Raw genomic sequence first — 16,469 nt, forward strand, 5'->3', positions numbered from 1 at the left:
AGGTCCCCCGTTCCGCCCCGTCGTTCCATACGTTCGACGATCACGAACGAGGGTATCCGTACCCTTCCGGGCCGCCCCGAGGGCCCTAGAACTGGATCGAGTTGATGGTCTCGGCTATCGAGTTGAGGAACCTCTGGATGTCGTCGGCCATGCCGGTCGAGGCCAGGAAGAAGCCGAACAGCACGGCTACGACGGCGGGGCCGGCCTTCAGGGATCCGCCACGGATCAGCACCACCAGGACGATCGCCAACAGCAGTACCACTGACAGCGAAATGGCCACAACAGATCACACCCTCGGTCGGTCCGCTCTCCCGGCCCGGGGACGCGACCCCGCGCACCCCCGCCAGAACCATCGTGCCACCAACCGGGCCCCGCTATGCGGCACGTGACGTTTCGTTCGCCACACCTGTGCCGGATCCGTGCGGTCCGCCGACGGGTGCCGACCACCCGGGTTGCGGCCGTGCGGCATTTAGAGGAAACGGTCGCGAGGAGAATTCGACGGGATCGTTTCCATCGCCACACAACGTGTTCGCCGGTATTTCGAATTCACGGCACGGTGATCATTTCATCGACGTCACCTCTTTGCCATATGCACTACTTAGTCAGGATGAATCCGGACAATGAGGGTGACCAACAGGTGTCTGCCAGGTGCATGTTCGCTGTACACGCGACGTCGTCCGTAATAACCGCTAATGACCTCGGGGGTTTTACGAAATCCCACAGGCGACGCTAGGGTGCCTCAGATGTTCCACGCTGCCTCGTCCCCCGCATGCGCAGCGCGGTCCTGCATCGACTTCTCCGGCTCCGGGCTGGAGGGTCTGTGACGGACTCGCTGCGACCGCACGGCGACAACAGAACGCCACTCCCCCCGACCCAGGCGTCGGCGGACGGAGTGCCGAGTCCGCGCTCACCACTGGGCAAGAAGGCTCAAGGAGACTCCAGAGCCACGTCCGGCGGTGCCAAGCAGCGCGACGCGTTCTTCGACAACGCCAAGTACCTGGCGATCGTGCTCGTCGCGATAGGACACGCCTGGGAGCCGATCAAGGGTGACAGCCGGATCCTGGAAGCCGTGTACACCGTCGTGTACTCCTTCCACATGCCGGCGTTCATCATCATCTCCGGCTTCTTCTCGCGCAGTTTCGACGCGACCCCCAGCCGGCTGAAGCGGCTCATCACCGGTGTCGCCGTGCCGTACATCGTCTTCGAGACGGCGTACCCGCTCTTCAAGCGCTGGATCGCCGAGGACCCCGGCCAGGACATCAGCCTCCTGGACCCGTGGTACCTGACGTGGTTCCTGTGCGCGCTGTTCATCTGGCGGATGACCACCCCCATCTGGAAGATGGTGCGCTGGCCGCTGCCGATCGCGCTCGGTCTCGCCATGATGGCGACGGTCTCCCCGGAGATCGGCGACGACCTGGACCTCCAGCGGGTCCTGCAGTTCCTGCCGTACTTCGTGCTGGGCCTGATCATGAAGCCCGAGCACTTCCACATGGTGCGCACGCGCGCGGTGCGGATCCTGTCCGTGCCGGTGTTCGCGGTGGCGCTGGCCTTCGGCTGGTGGGCGGTGCCGCGCATGAACACCGCGTGGTTCTACCACCGGGACGCCGCCCAGGAGCTGCACGCCCCGTGGTGGACCGGGCCGGTCATGGTGCTGGCGATGTTCGGCTGCTCGCTGCTCCTGACGGCCTGCTTCTTCGCCTGGGTGCCGCGCCGCCACATGTGGTTCACGGCGCTCGGCGCGGGCACGCTGTACGGCTATCTGCTGCACGGCTTCGTGGTGAAGGCCGGCGACTACCAGGGCTGGTTCGACCACGCCTGGCTGCACCGCCCGCTCGGCGAGATCTTCGTCTCCGTCCTCGCGGCCGTCGGTGTCACGCTGCTGTGCACCGCGCCGGTGCAGCGGGTCTTCCGGTTCGCGATGGAACCGAAGATGGAGTGGGCGTTCAAGCGCGACGCCGCCGAGGTGGCACGGGACCGCGAGAAGCGCGAGGGCGCGGCGGCCCGCGAGAAGGTCAGCGCCTGACCCCAGGGCCCGCGGGCACAGTCATTCAGCGGACAGACCGAGAAGTGCGCGCATCCGTGCGTACTTCTCGGTCAGTCGTTTGCGGGTCGCCTCGTCCAGGACCGCGAGGCGCCCCGGGTCCGCGTTGTGCGCCAGGTCCGCCTCCTTCACCAGCAGCGCGCCGTCGGTGGCGCGGATGCGCGCCGCGTACGCCTCGGGCGGCTCCCCGGCCCGCTTGGTGACCGCGCGCACGATGTCCTTCGTACGACAGCTCAGGGCGGCCTCCTCCAGCCACCGCTCGGACAGCGCGTCGTCCTCCACGGCGTCGTGCAGCCAGGCCGCCGCGATCTGCTCCTCGTCACCGCCGCGGGCCCGTACGCCCTCGGCGACGGCGCTCAGGTGCTCGGTGTAGGGGCGGCCGGCCTTGTCGGTCTGGCGCGCGTGGGCGGCGCGGGCGACGGCCTCGACCTCGGCCAGGGACAGGTGCGGGTGCGGTGTCTCGGTCACCCGCCCAGTGTCCCGGCTCAGCGTGCCGCCGTCGTCGTCGGGCCCTCACGGCAGATCAGCAGCAGCGCCCGGTCGTCGTTGACGTCCTTCGCCACCGCCTCGATGAGGTGCCAGGCGGCGCCGTGGAAGCCGGCGGCGACATAGCGGTCGGCCTCGCCGGTGAGGCGGTCCATGCCCTCGACGATGTCGCGGTCGGACGTCTCGACCAGGCCGTCCGTGAACAGCATCAGCACGTCGCCGGGGCGCAGCGAGCCCTTCACGGGGTCGAACTGGGCGCCGTCGTACACGCCGAGGAGGGGGCCCTCGGCGGCCTTCTCCTCCCAGCGGCCGCTGCCCGCGCTCAGTTGCAGGCCCGGCGGGTGGCCCGCCGAGTACAGCTCGTAGTCGCCCGAGTCCAGGTCGAGGACCAGGTGGATGGAGGTCGCGAAGCCCTCGTCCCAGTCCTGGCGCAGGAGGTAGCCGTTGGCGGCCGGCAGGAACGCGTGCGGGGGCAGGCTGCCCAGGAGGCCGCCGAAGGCGCCCGAGAGGAGGAGGGCGCGCGAGCCGGCGTCCATGCCCTTGCCGGAGACGTCCGTCAGCACGACCTCCAGCGTGCGGCCGCCGTTGGTGCGGGCCGCCACCACGAAGTCGCCGGAGAAGGACTGGCCGCCCGCCGGGCGCAGTGCCATCTCGCGATGCCAACCGTGCGGCAGCTGGGGCAGCTTGCTCTGCACGCGGATGCGTTCGCGCAGGTCGAAGAGCATCGTGCCGCCGCGTCGCCAGGGCACGCCGACGCGGCTGCGGAACTGCGCGATGAGGAGCCCGAAGAAGCCGCACGCCGCCACCACCAGGACTACGCCGGGCGTGACTCGCGACGGGCCCTCCGTGTACGGGCCCAGCCGTACCGACTCCACGATCAGGGCGGTGGCCGCCGCCGCGTACAGGCCGAGCAGGCTGGCCGGGCGCAGCAGCAGGCCGCCCGCGACGATCGGCAGGACCAGCGCGGCCGGTGAGAACCAGACCGGGTTGGCCATCGTCATGGCGCAGATCAGCGGCACGGTCAGGAGCAGTCCGGCCAGCGCGACCCAGTCCGAGCCGTCGCCGCGGAAGTAGTCCACGGCGCTTCTGCGCACGCCGACGCGGGCCCGGTGCCAGTGCATCCTCAACCGGGCCGTGAGCGTCTCGGTCGCCGTGCGCCGCTCTCGTCCTGCTGCCATTAGTTCGGGACCCTATCCATCGGACCAGTCGCTTGGCACGGGAGGTCCCACTTGTCCCCCGTCCGAGGTTCAACTTCACAGTGAACTTCACGGAAAGCCGTCACGCGGCCGCCAACGGGAAATTCGCTCGCTCGTCCCGCATTGCCCTGGTACGCATGGTTCATGGCGAAAGACAGTGCGGGCGACGCGGGCCGACTTCAGCTGCGGACGCTGCGGCAGGACGAGTGGGACATCTGGTACGACACCCTGATCCGCGCCTTCGGTGGAGTGCCGGAGTCGGCGCAGGAGCGGGAGGTCTGGAACGCCATCACCGAGGCCGACCGCTCCATCGGCGTCTGGGACGGGGACGCGTGCGTGGGCACGGCCGGCACCTTCAGCTTCCGGGTCACGGTGCCCGGCGGAGCGGCCGTCCCCGCGGCGGGCGTGACGATGGTGAGCGTCGCCGCCACGCACCGCCGGCGCGGCGTGCTGACGTCGATGATGCGCCGGCAGCTGGACGACGTGCGCGAGTGGGGTCGGCCGCTGGCGGTGCTGACCGCCTCCGAGCCGGAGATCTACGGCCGGTTCGGCTACGGCATCGGCACCTACCAGGTGAGCGCCGAGATCGACACCTCACGTGTGCGGCTGTCGGTGCCGCCGGGCACCGATGACGTACGGCTGCGGTACGCCGTACCGGCCGACGTGGTGGACCCCTGCGAGGCGGTGTACGCGGCCAGGGTGCCCGTTCGGCCCGGGATGATCGCGCGGCTGCCCGGCTGGGAGCGGGTCGGGCTGCTCGACCCGGAGAGCGACCGGGAGGGCGCGTCGCCGCTCCAGTGCGCGCTGGCGGAGCGGGACGGCGAGGTCGTCGGGTACGCGCGCTTCCGCGTGAAGCCGGAGTGGGACGGCAAGGGCCCCTGCGGTGTCGTGCTGCTGCGGGACCTCCAGGCCCTGGACCCGGCGGCCGAGGCGGCGCTGTGGCGGTTCCTGTTCGGCATCGACCTGACGTCCACGGTGAAGATGTGGGCGCGGCCGGTGGACGACGCCTGGCAGCACCAGGTCTCGGACATCCGGCGGTGCGCGGTGCGGGTGAAGGACTCCCTGCATGTACGGCTGGTGGACGTCGGGGCCGCGCTGCAGGCGCGGACGTATCAGGCGCCGGTGGATGTGGTGTTCGAGGTGGAGGACGCCTTCTGCCCCTGGAACACGGGGCGTTGGCGGCTCAGCGGCGACGCGAAGGGCGCGTCGTGCGAGCGCACGACGGACGCGGCCGATCTCTCCCTGTCCGTAAGGGAGTTGGGTTCGGCGTACCTCGGCGGGGTGAGTCTCACCGCGCTGGGTGCGGCGGGGCGGGTGCGGGAGCTGCGGCAGGGGGCGCTGGCGGAGGCTTCGGTGGGGTTCGCGTCCGCGGTGGCGCCCTGGCTGCCGCACGGCTTCTGACGTAGGACGGACCGCCTTACGGCCGCTGGCAGGCCGGGCACCAGAAGAGGTTGCGGGCGGCGAGGCCCGCGGTGCGGATCTCACCGCCGCAGATGTGGCAGGGCAGGGTGGCCCGGCGGTAGACGTAGACCTCGCCGCCGTGGTCGTCGACGCGCGGCGGGCGGCCCATCGCCTCCGGGGTGTGCTCGGGGCGGACGGTGTCGATGCGGTTGTTGCGGACGCCCTCGTGCATGAGCTCGACGAGGTCGGTCCAGACGGCGTCCCACTGGGCGGGGGTGATGTCCCGGCCGGCGCGGTAGGGGTCGATGCGGTGCCTGAAGAGGACCTCGGCACGGTAGACGTTGCCGACGCCCGCGATGACCTTCTGGTCCATGAGCAGGGCGGCGATCGTCGTACGGCTGCGGGAGATCCGCCGGTACGCCCGCGCCGGGTCGGCGTCGTCGCGCAGGGGGTCCGGGCCGAGGCGGTCGTGTATCGCCTGCTTCTCGGTGTCGGTGATCAGCGCGCAGGTGGTGGGGCCGCGGAGATCGACGTACGCGGCCGTGTTCGCCAGGCGGAGCCGGACGGTGTCCGTGGGCGGGGGCGCGGGGGCGGCGCCGAAGTCGACCTTGCCGAAGAGGCCGAGGTGGATGTGGACCCAGTCGGTGTGGCGGAAGGCGAGGAAGAGGTGCTTGCCGTGCGCCTCGGTGTGGGTGAGTTCGGCGCGGTCGAGGAGGGCCGCGGCGTCCGAGAACTTGCCCTGGGGGCTGGTGACGCGCGGGGTCGTGCCGAGGAACGCGGTGCCGTAGTCCTGGGCCAGCCGGTGGATGGTGTGGCCCTCGGGCACGGTGGCTCCTTCTTCGTGCGGCGTGCGGCTTGTGCTCCCGTCCTCCGAGGACTTCGGGACCCCCCAGGGGGTAGCGCCCCCTGGGGTGGGTCCGGGAGTTACCGCTGGGGGTGGTGCGGGGGGATCGGGGGGAGGTCGCCCGTCGTCTCGTAGGCGCTGAGCATGTCGATGCGGCGGGTGTGGCGCTCGTCGCCCGAGAACGGGGTGCCGAGGAAGGTCTCGACGAACTTCGTCGCCTCCTGCGTCGTGTGCATGCGCGCACCGACAGCCACGACGTTGGCGTTGTTGTGCTGGCGGCCCAGCGACGCCGTCTCCTCGCTCCAGGCCAGCGCCGCGCGGACGCCCTTGACCTTGTTCGCGGCGATCTGCTCGCCGTTGCCCGAGCCGCCGATCACGATGCCGAGGGAGTCGGGGTCCGCGGCCGTCCGCTCCGCGGCGCGGAGGCAGAAGGGCGGGTAGTCGTCCTGGGCGTCGTAGATGTGGGGGCCGCAGTCGACCGGGTCGTGACCGGCCGCCTTGAGCCACTCGACGAGGTGGTTCTTGAGTTCGTAGCCCGCATGGTCCGAGCCGAGATACACGCGCATGGAACGAGTGTGACACGGCTGTTTCGGGGCAGCAGCGTCGGGTGGCGATCACGAAAATTGTGACCTGCGCAATGGAAGCTCAAGGAAACCTCAAGTAACAATCCCGAATCAAAGGTTCCCGAATCAGTTCTCCTCCGATTCACTGGTCCGACTCGTACACCGCACCACTACCGCTCGTACGAGATTCGCTCCCCACGGCTCAAAGGAAATCCGCTCCATGACTTCGCAGCCGACACAGAAGACGGCCGAACCGGCCGCCGGCGGCCACGGCCTACAGGCCGGGCTCAAGAACCGCCATCTGTCCATGATCGCCATCGGCGGCGTCATCGGCGCCGGACTCTTCGTCGGGTCCAGCTCCGGTATCGCCACCGCAGGACCCGGCATCCTCCTCTCCTACGCCCTCGTCGGCACGCTCGTGGTGCTGGTGATGCGGATGCTGGGTGAGATGTCGGCGGCCAACCCGACGTCCGGATCCTTCTCCGCCCACGCCGACCGCGCGCTCGGCAGCTGGGCGGGGTTCTCCATCGGCTGGCTGTACTGGTTCTTCTGGGTGGTCGTGCTGGCGGTCGAGGCGACAGCCGGTGCGGTGATCCTGGAGGGCTGGATCCCGTCCGTACCGCAGTGGGCCTGGGCCCTGATCGTCATGGTGGTGCTGACCGCCACCAACCTGGTCTCCGTCGGCTCCTACGGCGAGTTCGAGTTCTGGTTCGCCGGGATCAAGGTCGTCGCGATCGCCGCGTTCATCGTCATCGGCGGGCTGGCCGTGTTCGGGCTGCTGCCCGGCGTCGACAGCGAGCAGGCCGGGCTGAGCAACCTCACCGAGCACGGCGGATTCCTGCCCAACGGCCCCGGCGCCATCCTCACCGGTGTGCTGCTCGTCGTCTTCTCCTTCATGGGCAGCGAGATCGCCACCCTCGCCGCCGGTGAGTCCGAGAACCCGCAGCAGGCCGTCACCAAGGCCACCAACAGCATCATCTGGCGTGTCGCCGTCTTCTACCTCGGCTCGATCTTCGTCGTCGTGGCCCTGCTTCCCTGGGACAGCAAGGCCATCGCCAAGGACGGCTCGTACGTCGCCGCGCTCGACTCCCTCGGCATCCCGCACGCCGGTCAGATCATGAACTTCATCGTGCTGACCTCGGTGCTGTCCTGCCTCAACTCCGGCCTCTACACCGCCTCCCGCATGGCCTTCTCCCTCGGCCAGCGCGGTGACGCGCCGAAGGCCTTCGCCCGCACCACCGGCAACGGCGTGCCGCGTACGGCGATCCTCGCGTCCGTCGCCTTCGGGTTCGTGGCCGTGTTCTTCAACTACAAGTTCCCGGACTCCGTCTTCCTCTTCCTGGTCAACTCCTCCGGCGCGGTCGCCCTGTTCGTCTGGCTGGCGATCTGCTTCTCGCAGCTGCGCATGCGGAAGATCATCAAGGCCGAGGCGCCGGAGAAGCTGGTCGTGAAGATGTGGCTGTACCCGTACCTGACCTGGGCCACGGCCGCGCTGATCGTCTTCGTCCTCGGCTACATGCTGACCGACACCGAGCACGACGGACGCAAGACCGTGCTGCTGTCGCTCCTCGTGGCCGCGCTGGTCCTGGTGACCGCGTTCGTGAAGGAGAAGGTCACCGGCGGTCGCAGGCCGGCCGTCGAGGCCCCCGCCACCGACGCCGCCCGCGACGAGGTCAAGACCGGCTGAGCCCGGCCGTCCCCGGCGCAGGGGTGGTGGAGTGCGACGCGCGCTCCGCCACCCCTCCGCCTTTTGCCGGGTCACAGCACCGTGAAGCCGTCCCTGACCTTCTCGTACGTCTTCACGGCCTGTTCCTCGACGTCCGGGCGGTACCACGTGTTGATCTGGTACGTCTTCCCGTCCACGGTGAAGCCGAGCAGCTGGGCGTGCCAGGGGTCGCCCTGCAGACTGAAGGTGTACTCCCAGACGACCGCCGGGTGTCCGCGGAACGTCGTCCGCTCCAGGCGGATCTTGACGTAGTCCTTGCCCTGCCGGGCGTCCTGTTCGGACTTCTGCCAGGAGTCCATCAGGTCGTCGCGGGCCAGGGAGGACTTGGCGGCGAGTTCCTGCGCGGCGTCCGGTGAGGTGTAGTGCACCTCCGAGCCGGTCTTGACGTCCCGCCGCCAGCCCTCGGGCGGCGCCCACGCGAACCCGCCCGCCTCACGGCGCGCTCCGGGCGGCAGGCTCTGCGGCCTGGAGGTGCCCTCGACCGTGGACGAGGGGCTCGTGCTCGGGGCGGACGCGACCGAGGAGGCCGACGGCGAGGACCCGGCCCGGCTGTCCTTCGGCGCCCCGAAGTCGCTGGCCAGCACCACCGCGACGACTGCTCCCGCGGCCACGATCCCGACGGCCGCGACGACGCCCGTACGGCGGTGCCCGCGCCGGGGCGGCCGGGGGTGTGCCGGCACCGCCGGGCCGGGGAGCTCGCCGGGCGGCATACCGCCGTACTCCCGGGAGCCGCCGGGCACGGGTTCCGTCCCGGGGCCGGGGCGCCGCTCGGTCACCGCTTCCGCACGGGAGAGGGAGACGCCCGCGCGGCGCGGTGCGGGGCCGCTGGAGTTGCCGGAGGGGGTCGCCGAGTGCGTCTCCGCGCGGGATTCGGGGGCGGTGTGTTCCGTGGAGGCGTTGAGGGGGCGGGGGGCCGCCTCTTCCTCCGGAGTCGGGGCTGGGGTGGGAGTGGGCGTGGGCGTGACCGGTCCGACAACGTCGTGTCGGGGGCCCTCGGTTCGGGGTTCCTCGGTGCCCAGGTCCTTGGTCGGGGGCAAGGGCTGCGGTGGGATCGCGTCCCGTATGTCCTCCGGCTGCCGGGGGTCGGGTGGGCGCGGCGGGATGCGGGAGGCGTCCAGGAGGGCGGGCGTGGGCGATTCCGCGGACGAATGCGACTCCGGCTCCTGCTTCTGCTCCGGTACCGACCGCGACTCAGGTACCGGCTCCGGCTCGGGCGTTGCGGGCGGCGCCTCCCCTCCCCCCAGCACCGGCATCGTCGGCGTGGGCACCGGATCCGCCACCGTCCGCAGTGCGCTCTCCACGTCGTCCAGGCCGGGGCGCAGGGCCGGGTCCTTGTCCAGGAGGGCGGCGAGGATGTCGCGCAACGGGCCTGCGGTGGGCGGGAGTTCGGGCTCCTCGTACAGGACGGCGTGCAGCGTCGCCAGGGTCGTGTCGCGGGAGAACGGGGAGCGGCCGGCGAGGGCGGCGCTCAGCGTGGCGCCCAGGGACCAGATGTCGGACGGCGGGCCCTGGGGGCGCCCGGAGATGCGCTCCGGGGCCATGTAGTCGGGGGAGCCGACCAGCATGCCGACCATGGTGAGGGCCTTCGCGTCCTGGATCGCCGCGATGCCGAAGTCCGTGAGGACGATCCGGCCGCGCCCGCGTGCCGTCTCCGACTCCACCAGCACGTTGCCGGGCTTGATGTCCCGGTGGAGGACGCCGCGGTCGTGCACCTGCCGCAGCGCCGCCACCAGGCCCACCCCGATCCGGGCCGTCTCGCACGGACCCAGCGGGCCCTCCTCCGCCATGATGCGTTCCAGGGAGCGGCCGGCCACCAACTCCATGACGATCCACAGGCGTTCGCCCTCGTCGACCACGTCGTAGACCCGGACGACGTTGGGGTGGTCGATGCGCGCCGTCGCCCGCGCCTCGCGCAGCGTGCGTTCACGGCGTGTGCGTGTGTCCTCGGGGTCGAGGCCGTCGATGCGCATTTCCTTGACGGCGACCAGCCGGTCGAGTATTTCGTCGACCGCTCGCCACACCCGCCCCATTCCCCCCTGGCCGATACTCTCGACCAATCGGTAGCGCCCCGTCACCAGTAAACCTGGAACCCCGCCGCTCCTCGTATTCCCCATATTCCCCGGCAATCCACTGCACCCCCCTCGATGCCGCATCGGACATCCGCCATTGAAACACAATGGTCACACTTCGTGCCGTACCAGCATAGTGCGGAGAAATCTTGTGGTAGCTCTTCAAGTACTGCGAATTCAGGCGCAGGCAAGGGGGACGAACATGAGTTCTCGTCGCACGACGACCATCGCGGGATCGCTGGTAGCGGCATCTTTCTCGACCGTGCTGATCCTTTCCGGCACGGCCGGGGCGGATGACCAGGGCCCCGGCAGCAGCAAGGGGGGAAAGGTCATCGACGAGGCGCCGGCAGGGGTCAAGCTGACCACTGCGCTGCCCGAGAAAATTTCTGTGAACAACAGTTCGCAGGAAACCGACATCACCGCCACGGTGAAGAACGAAGGGACCGAGGACAGCGGAAAGATCAGGCTTTTGGTCGTCGGATTCGACGGCCTGACCGTCAAGAATGTCGAAGGCTGCTCCGCCATTCCGGAGGGCGATCTCCCGGAGGGCTCGAACAGCGGTTTCGCCTGTCCCCTCGACAATCTTCCGGCCGGTGAGTCGAAGTCGTACGCCGTCGACGCGACGTACGACCTGAGCAAGACCGGAAAGATCTGCCTCCCCGTCCAGACGAGCGACGGCGGCAAGACGTACTGGCAGCAGGGCCCGGTGCCGTTCGGTACGACGAACCCGTCGCCCGACGCCCCGGCCACCCCGCTGCTGCTCGGCACGGACAACAAGCCGGTCGCACCGGGCGCCGACGAGTTGCCCAAGACCGGTCTCGGCCGGGACGTCCTGCCGCTGGGCGCGGCCGGCGCGACGCTGATCGCGGTGGGAGCGGCCGGGCTGTGGTGGTCGCAACTGCGGCCGCGGCGCTCGCGGGAGGGCTGAACGGCCCGCCCGTGACATGACGAAGAGGCTCGCCGGGAGCAAAGTCGCAGTGCGACCCGGCGAGCCTCTTGCGCGGGAACTACCGGGTCAGCGGTCGAGCAGCTTCCAGGTGGTGGGCAGCGCGCCCATCGCGAGGGCGGCCTTCAGGGCGTCGCCGATCAGGAACGGGGTGAGGCCGGCCGCGATGGCGGCGGACGCCGACATGCCGGTGGCGAGGGCCAGGTACGGGACGCCGACGGCGTAGATGATCGCCTCGCCGAGCAGCATCGCGCCCGCCGTGCGCAGCGCGGTGCGGTCGGCGCCGCGGCGGGCCAGGGCGCCGACGACCGTGGACGCGAGGATCATGCCGAGGATGTAGCCGAAGGACGGGGCGGCGGCGCCGGAGGTACCGTCCGCGAACCACGGCACGCCCGCGATGCCCGCCAGCGCGTACAGCGCGAGCGAGAGGAAGCCGCGGCCGGCGCCGAGGGCCGTGCCGACCAGCAGCACCGCGAGGGTCTGGCCGGTCACCGGCACCGGGGAGCCCGGCACGGGCACCGAGATCTGGGCCGCGAGGCCGGTGAGCGCGGCGCCGCCGACGACGAGCGCGATGTCGCGGACTCGGGAGGCCGGGAGCAGGTCGGCGAGGACCTGTCCGGTGCGGGCGGGGGCGACGGCTGCGGTGCTCATGGGGACTCCGCGGTGAGAGGGCGGTACGGGACGTTGCGACGCTATCCCAGCGTGTCCATGCCGCTCACCGTCAGTGGTCGACAAAGGCCGGATCACGGGGTTGGTGGGCTCCGGACAAAGGATGGGGGTTACACCGGGTACGAGGTGATGCCGGTCACGGAGGCGGGGACGTCCAGCTCACAGGCCGTCCGCCGTCTCGCCCCTCGGTCGCCGTCTGGGCAGCGCCGAGCCGCTTTGCTAGCTTCGAGCGCATGGTCGCCCAGTCCCGGAACTTCTCGTCGCGTCGCCACGTCGACCTGCGACGCGTGGGCGCGGCCGCCTGTCGCCGGCCTGGGTGAGCCGGTCTGTCGGTCCGGCTCCCCCGTTGCAGACGGCGCAGTGTCGGACCGGCTCCCGAGGAAGTTCCCCATGCCCCGTACCGCGGCACCCACCCTTTCGTCCCCCGTCCCCCGGATCGCCGACCGTGACCGGCGCCGGACCAGTGCCAGCGCCGTCCTGCGGTCCGTGCTGGAGCACGGGCCGGTCGCACGCAGCACCATCGCCCGGCTGACCGGGCTGTCACCGGCGTCGGTGACCGACCACTGTGCCCGCCTCACCGGGCTCGGGCTGATCCGCGAGAGCGCCGCGCCCCGGCAGTCCAAGGGCGTCGGCCGGCCGCACGTACCCATCGACCTCGACGACACGGGTTTCGTGGTGGGCGGGGTGCACGTGGCGGTGCCGTACACCACGGTGGCGCTGCTCGATCTGCGCGGACGCGTCCTCGCCGAACGGGAGTTGAAGCACTCGGGGGTCATGGCTCCCCGCGACGTGCTGGTCCGGGCCGCCGACGGGCTGGGGGCGCTGCTGGACGCGTCGCCGGGCCTTCGGCCGCTCGGCGTCGGCTTCGCCGCGGGCGGCTGGGTGGACCGGGACTCCGGGACGGTCGTCGAGCACCCGCTGCTGGGCTGGCGCGACGTGCCGGTGCGGGAGGTGCTCGGCGACCGCGCCGGCCTGCCGGTCCATGTGGACGGTCACGCGCGGGCGTTGGTGAACGCGGAGCGGCTGTTCGGGCGGGCGCGCGGCAGCCGGAGCGTGCTGCACCTGTTCGTCGGCAACGTGGTCGACGCGGCCTTCGCCACCAACGACGAGGTGCATCACGGTCCCCGCTCGCAGGCCGGGGCCATCGCGCACCTGCCGGTGCCGGGCGGCACGGAGACCTGCGACTGCGGGCGGGTGGGCTGCCTCCAGGTCGAGCTGAGCGAGCGGACGTTGTGCCGCCGGGCGCGCGCGGCCGGGGTCATCGACGGGGTGAACCCGATGCACGTCCTGCGCGCGGCGGCCCGGGGCGACGCGGTGGCGGCACGGCTGCTGACCGACCGGGCGCGGATGACCGGGCGGGCGGTGGGGCTGCTGCTCGACGTGCTCAACCCGGAGACCGTCGTGGTGACCGAGGTGGGTGTGCTGAGCCGGGCGGACTGCCTCGCCGCGCTGCGAGACTCGGTCGGCAGCGAGCGGGCGGCCGCCGTCGTGCCGACGAGTTTCGCGGATTCCGTGCTCGCGGTGGCCGGTGGCTCGGTGGCTCTGGACGTGCTGTACCGGGATCCGCTGGGCGCGTCACCTGACGCTATTTAATTCAGAAACTCGGAATGTTGACAGGGGGCACCGATGGCCGGGAACCTACTGCTCATGAGCCTGTTCGTGAGCTGTCGCACCTTCTGTTGCTGACCCGCCGCCGCGTGTGAAGCGCTCATTCCTCCCTGCCTGAATTCCCTTTCTCCGGCTTCTTACGGCCCGGAATTCGGCATGCCTTCTTTCCTTTTGAAATCACGGAGTCCTGCCATGCCTTCATCCCCCGTGTCCGGTGTCGACCGACGGCTCTTCCTCACCTCCCTGCTCGGCGCGGCGGCCGGCGTCGCCGGACTCAGCGGCTGCGCCGACGGCAGCGCGGCCGCCGCGAGCGAGGGCGCCTCGACCGCCCCGCTGGCGAAAAAGGTGCCCGCCGGTACGAGCCTGAAGATCGCCTCCTTCCAGAACACCCAGCAACTCCAGTTCAGACTGGCCAAGTTGGGAGATCCGCCCTTCACGGTCAGCAACTGGCTGAACATCGGCGCCGGGCCCGATGTCATCAACGCCTTCCGGGCCAAGTCCCTGGACCTCGCCAACAACGCGGGCATCCCGCCGATCCAGGCCCACTACCAGGGCTTCGACGCGAAGATCGTGGCGATCAACATCACCCGTAAGCCCAACTACCTCTTCGCCACCAAGCCCGGCAGCGACATCCGGTCGGTCGAGGACTTCAAGGGCAGGAAGCTCGCCTTCTCGCAGGGCCAGGCGCAGGGCGTCGTCCTGCTGCGCGCGCTGAAGAAGGCGGGGCTGAAGTACGACGAGGTGGAGCTGGTGCCGCTGACCAGCAACCAGTTCCTCACCGCCCTGCAGTCCGGACAGGTCGACATCGCCCCGCTCGGCAACACACAGGCGCCCGCCTATCTGGCGCAGTACGAGGCCAAGGGCGCCCGCACCATCACGACCGACGTCGTCGACCTGCTCAACCTGCTGTGGGCGCCGGTCTCCGTGCTGAACGACCCCGCGAAGGCCGCCGCGATCGCCGCGTACATCCCGTACTGGGCCAAGGGCCAGGTGTGGACGTACGAGCACCCCGACGTCTGGAACCGGGAGTTCTACGTCAAGACGCAGAACCTGACCCTCCCCCAGGCCGAGGCGATCACAGAGCTCGCCAACAAGCCCTTGTACCCGCCGAACTGGGACGAGGCCATCAAATGGGAGCAGGAGACCGCGGATCTGCTCGCCGAGGGCGGGTTCGTGAAGAAGTTCGACGTCAGCGAGCTCTTCGACCACCGCTTCGAGGGCATCGCCGCGAAGTCCGTACCGGCCGAGTACCGGAAGTGACCGCCATGACCACGACCACCCTGGACAAGGCCGCCGCCGTCGTCACGGCTGGCGAGCGGCCCCGAAAGCGACGCCGCGGGCTCGCCCCCGGCAAACGGCTGCCCGCCGCAAGGCTCGCCGGGCCGCTGCTGGTGCTCGCGCTGTGGGCCGTCGCGTCCGCCGCCGAGGCGCTCGACGCCGCCGCGATCCCGGCACCGTGGACGGTGGTGGAGACCGGGGCCCAGCTGTGGACCGACGGGACCCTGGTCACCGACATCCTCACCTCGTTGCAGCGGGCCGCGTCCGGGTTCGCGATCGGTCTGACCGCCGGCGTCGTGCTGGCGCTGGCCTCCGGGCTCACCCGCACCGGGGAGGCGCTGATCGACGGCACGGTCAACCTCAACCGGGCCATCCCGACCCTCGGTCTGATCCCGCTGTTCATCCTCTGGCTGGGCATCGGCGAGACCTTCAAGATCGCGATCATCGCGATCGTCGTCTACATCCCGATCTACCTCAACACGCATGCCGCCCTGTCCGGCATCGACCACCGGTTCGTCGAACTCGCCGAGGTGCAGGGCCTGTCGAAGCTGCGCTTCATCCGGGAGATCGTCATCCCCGGCGCGCTGCCCGGGTTCTTCGTGGGACTCCGGCTCGGCGTGACCGGCTCCTGGCTGGGCCTGGTGGTCCTGGAGCAGATCAACGCCACCAGCGGACTCGGCTACATGATGTTCCAGGCCACGAACTACGGCCAGTCGGACGTCATCCTCGTCGGCCTGGTGGTCTACGGCATCTTCGGCCTCGTCTCGGACAGCACGGTCCGTCTCATCGAACGGAGGGTGCTGTCGTGGCGCCGCACACTGAGCAGCTGACCCGTCCCGCCGTCCAGCTCCGCTCGCTGACCCGCTCGTTCGACGAACGTGTCGTGCTCGACGGCATCGACCTGGACATCCCCGCCGGCCAGTTCGTCGCCCTGCTGGGGCACAGCGGCTCCGGCAAGAGCACCCTGCTGCGCGCGGTCGCCGGGCTCGACCACGAGGTCACCGGCAGCGGACAGCTCACGGCCCCTGAACGGGTGTCGGTCGTCTTCCAGGACTCCCGGCTGCTGCCCTGGCGGCGCGTCCTCGCCAACGTCCTGCTCGGGCTCGACGGCGGGGAGGCGGAGCGGAAGGGTCGCGAGGCTCTCGCCGAGGTCGGGCTGGCAGGCCGCGAGCGGGCCTGGCCGAACGAGCTGTCCGGCGGGGAGCAGCAGCGGGCCGCGCTGGCTCGGTCGCTCGTCCGTGAGCCCGAACTGCTGCTGGCCGACGAGCCGTTCGGGGCGCTGGACGCGCTCACCCGGATCAAGATGCACAACCTGCTGCGGGAGCTGTGGGAACGGCACCGGCCCTCCGTGCTGCTCGTCACGCACGACGTCGACGAGGCGATCGTGCTCGCCGATCGGGTGCTCGTGCTGGAGCGGGGGCGGATCGGGCTCGATCTGACGATCGACCGCGATGCGCATGCGCGCGGCGAGTACCGGTCGCGGTTGCTGGCGGCGCTGGGGGTGACCGAGGACGTCAGGTGAGCGCCGGTTGCGGGGCGTCTTTCGCCCCCGCCGCCCCTACCCGTCCCGTCCCCGGGGGCTGCCGCCCCCGGACCCCCGCTGTCGGCCCTGAACGGGCCTCGTCCTCAAACGCCGGACGGG

General features: G+C 70.6%; 15 protein-coding genes. 8 read left to right on the forward strand and 7 right to left on the reverse strand.

Annotated elements, in window-relative coordinates; all coding sequences use genetic code 11:
- Positions 1 to 85: 85 nt before the first annotated feature.
- A complete protein-coding gene (locus ACIRD7_RS11865; protein WP_004001285.1) occupies positions 86 to 280 on the reverse strand; it encodes a hypothetical protein in 195 nt (64 codons plus the stop codon).
- Positions 281 to 820: 540 nt separating this feature from the next.
- Between ACIRD7_RS11865 and ACIRD7_RS11870 the strand changes: the two genes are divergently transcribed.
- Positions 821 to 2,023, forward strand: a complete 1,203-nt coding sequence (locus ACIRD7_RS11870) for an acyltransferase family protein (protein WP_403452543.1) — start codon at positions 821 to 823, stop codon at positions 2,021 to 2,023.
- A gap of 21 nt (positions 2,024 to 2,044) precedes the next feature.
- Here ACIRD7_RS11870 and ACIRD7_RS11875 read toward each other — a convergent pair whose 3' ends face one another.
- On the reverse strand, positions 2,045 to 2,509 hold the full coding sequence (locus tag ACIRD7_RS11875; protein WP_403452544.1) for an HD domain-containing protein: 465 nt from the start codon (positions 2,507 to 2,509) through the stop codon (positions 2,045 to 2,047).
- Between the two features lie 17 nt (positions 2,510 to 2,526).
- Positions 2,527 to 3,705 (reverse strand): PP2C family protein-serine/threonine phosphatase, encoded by a 1,179-nt coding sequence (locus ACIRD7_RS11880; protein WP_403452545.1) that lies wholly within the window; start codon positions 3,703 to 3,705, stop codon positions 2,527 to 2,529.
- A 162-nt stretch (positions 3,706 to 3,867) separates the two neighbouring features.
- Here ACIRD7_RS11880 and ACIRD7_RS11885 point away from each other — a divergent pair, with 162 nt between their 5' ends.
- Complete coding sequence (locus tag ACIRD7_RS11885; protein ID WP_403452547.1) at positions 3,868 to 5,124, forward strand: GNAT family N-acetyltransferase; 1,257 nt, start codon at positions 3,868 to 3,870, stop codon at positions 5,122 to 5,124.
- Positions 5,125 to 5,140: 16 nt separating this feature from the next.
- Here the strand turns inward: ACIRD7_RS11885 and ACIRD7_RS11890 are convergent, their stop codons facing one another.
- Positions 5,141 to 5,950: an Fpg/Nei family DNA glycosylase gene (locus ACIRD7_RS11890; RefSeq protein WP_403452549.1), complete on the reverse strand. Its 810-nt coding sequence runs from the start codon at positions 5,948 to 5,950 to the stop codon at positions 5,141 to 5,143.
- 98 nt (positions 5,951 to 6,048) lie between these two features.
- Complete coding sequence (locus ACIRD7_RS11895) at positions 6,049 to 6,534, reverse strand: ribose-5-phosphate isomerase (protein WP_403452551.1); 486 nt, start codon at positions 6,532 to 6,534, stop codon at positions 6,049 to 6,051.
- A 217-nt stretch (positions 6,535 to 6,751) separates the two neighbouring features.
- Here ACIRD7_RS11895 and ACIRD7_RS11900 point away from each other — a divergent pair, with 217 nt between their 5' ends.
- Positions 6,752 to 8,218, forward strand: a complete 1,467-nt coding sequence (locus ACIRD7_RS11900) for an amino acid permease (RefSeq protein ID WP_403452553.1) — start codon at positions 6,752 to 6,754, stop codon at positions 8,216 to 8,218.
- Positions 8,219 to 8,289: 71 nt separating this feature from the next.
- Here ACIRD7_RS11900 and ACIRD7_RS11905 read toward each other — a convergent pair whose 3' ends face one another.
- Positions 8,290 to 10,287: a serine/threonine-protein kinase gene (locus ACIRD7_RS11905; RefSeq protein ID WP_403453066.1), complete on the reverse strand. Its 1,998-nt coding sequence runs from the start codon at positions 10,285 to 10,287 to the stop codon at positions 8,290 to 8,292.
- 241 nt (positions 10,288 to 10,528) lie between these two features.
- On the opposite strand from ACIRD7_RS11905, the gene ACIRD7_RS11910 reads away from it, so the two are divergent.
- Positions 10,529 to 11,254: a hypothetical protein gene (locus ACIRD7_RS11910; protein WP_403452555.1), complete on the forward strand. Its 726-nt coding sequence runs from the start codon at positions 10,529 to 10,531 to the stop codon at positions 11,252 to 11,254.
- Positions 11,255 to 11,341: 87 nt separating this feature from the next.
- On the opposite strand, the gene ACIRD7_RS11915 is transcribed toward ACIRD7_RS11910, so the two are convergent.
- Positions 11,342 to 11,923 carry a biotin transporter BioY gene (locus ACIRD7_RS11915; protein ID WP_403452556.1) on the reverse strand — a complete coding sequence of 194 codons (582 nt, stop codon included), beginning with the start codon at positions 11,921 to 11,923 and terminating at the stop codon, positions 11,342 to 11,344.
- A 408-nt stretch (positions 11,924 to 12,331) separates the two neighbouring features.
- Here ACIRD7_RS11915 and ACIRD7_RS11920 point away from each other — a divergent pair, with 408 nt between their 5' ends.
- From ACIRD7_RS11920 to ACIRD7_RS11935, 4 genes are all read left to right on the forward strand, one after another.
- Entirely contained in the window at positions 12,332 to 13,534 is a 1,203-nt protein-coding gene (locus ACIRD7_RS11920) for an ROK family protein (protein WP_403452558.1), read from the forward strand.
- Between the two features lie 207 nt (positions 13,535 to 13,741).
- Entirely contained in the window at positions 13,742 to 14,809 is a 1,068-nt protein-coding gene (locus tag ACIRD7_RS11925) for an ABC transporter substrate-binding protein (protein ID WP_403452560.1), read from the forward strand.
- Positions 14,810 to 14,814: 5 nt separating this feature from the next.
- Entirely contained in the window at positions 14,815 to 15,657 is an 843-nt protein-coding gene (locus ACIRD7_RS11930) for an ABC transporter permease (protein ID WP_403452562.1), read from the forward strand.
- Complete coding sequence (locus ACIRD7_RS11935; RefSeq protein WP_403452564.1) at positions 15,633 to 16,349, forward strand: ABC transporter ATP-binding protein; 717 nt, start codon at positions 15,633 to 15,635, stop codon at positions 16,347 to 16,349. Before ACIRD7_RS11930 ends, ACIRD7_RS11935 begins: the two co-directional genes overlap by 25 nt.
- Positions 16,350 to 16,469: the final 120 nt, after the last annotated feature.

The organism is Streptomyces sp. NPDC093568 (genome assembly GCF_044764945.1).
GTDB lineage: Bacteria > Actinomycetota > Actinomycetes > Streptomycetales > Streptomycetaceae > Streptomyces.

Excerpts from the sequence above, each read along its gene's own strand:
- ACIRD7_RS11880 (WP_403452545.1), bottom strand. The coding sequence starts at position 3,705 with ATGGCAGCAGGACGAGAGCGGCGCACGGCGACCGAGACGCTCACGGCC.
- ACIRD7_RS11885 (WP_403452547.1), top strand. The coding sequence starts at position 3,868 with ATGGCGAAAGACAGTGCGGGCGACGCGGGCCGACTTCAGCTGCGGACG.
- ACIRD7_RS11895 (WP_403452551.1), bottom strand. The coding sequence starts at position 6,534 with ATGCGCGTGTATCTCGGCTCGGACCATGCGGGCTACGAACTCAAGAAC.
- ACIRD7_RS11900 (WP_403452553.1), top strand. The coding sequence starts at position 6,752 with ATGACTTCGCAGCCGACACAGAAGACGGCCGAACCGGCCGCCGGCGGC.
- ACIRD7_RS11905 (WP_403453066.1), bottom strand. The coding sequence starts at position 10,287 with ATGGGGCGGGTGTGGCGAGCGGTCGACGAAATACTCGACCGGCTGGTC.
- ACIRD7_RS11910 (WP_403452555.1), top strand. The coding sequence starts at position 10,529 with ATGAGTTCTCGTCGCACGACGACCATCGCGGGATCGCTGGTAGCGGCA.
- ACIRD7_RS11915 (WP_403452556.1), bottom strand. The coding sequence starts at position 11,923 with ATGAGCACCGCAGCCGTCGCCCCCGCCCGCACCGGACAGGTCCTCGCC.
- ACIRD7_RS11920 (WP_403452558.1), top strand. The coding sequence starts at position 12,332 with ATGCCCCGTACCGCGGCACCCACCCTTTCGTCCCCCGTCCCCCGGATC.
- ACIRD7_RS11925 (WP_403452560.1), top strand. The coding sequence starts at position 13,742 with ATGCCTTCATCCCCCGTGTCCGGTGTCGACCGACGGCTCTTCCTCACC.
- ACIRD7_RS11930 (WP_403452562.1), top strand. The coding sequence starts at position 14,815 with ATGACCACGACCACCCTGGACAAGGCCGCCGCCGTCGTCACGGCTGGC.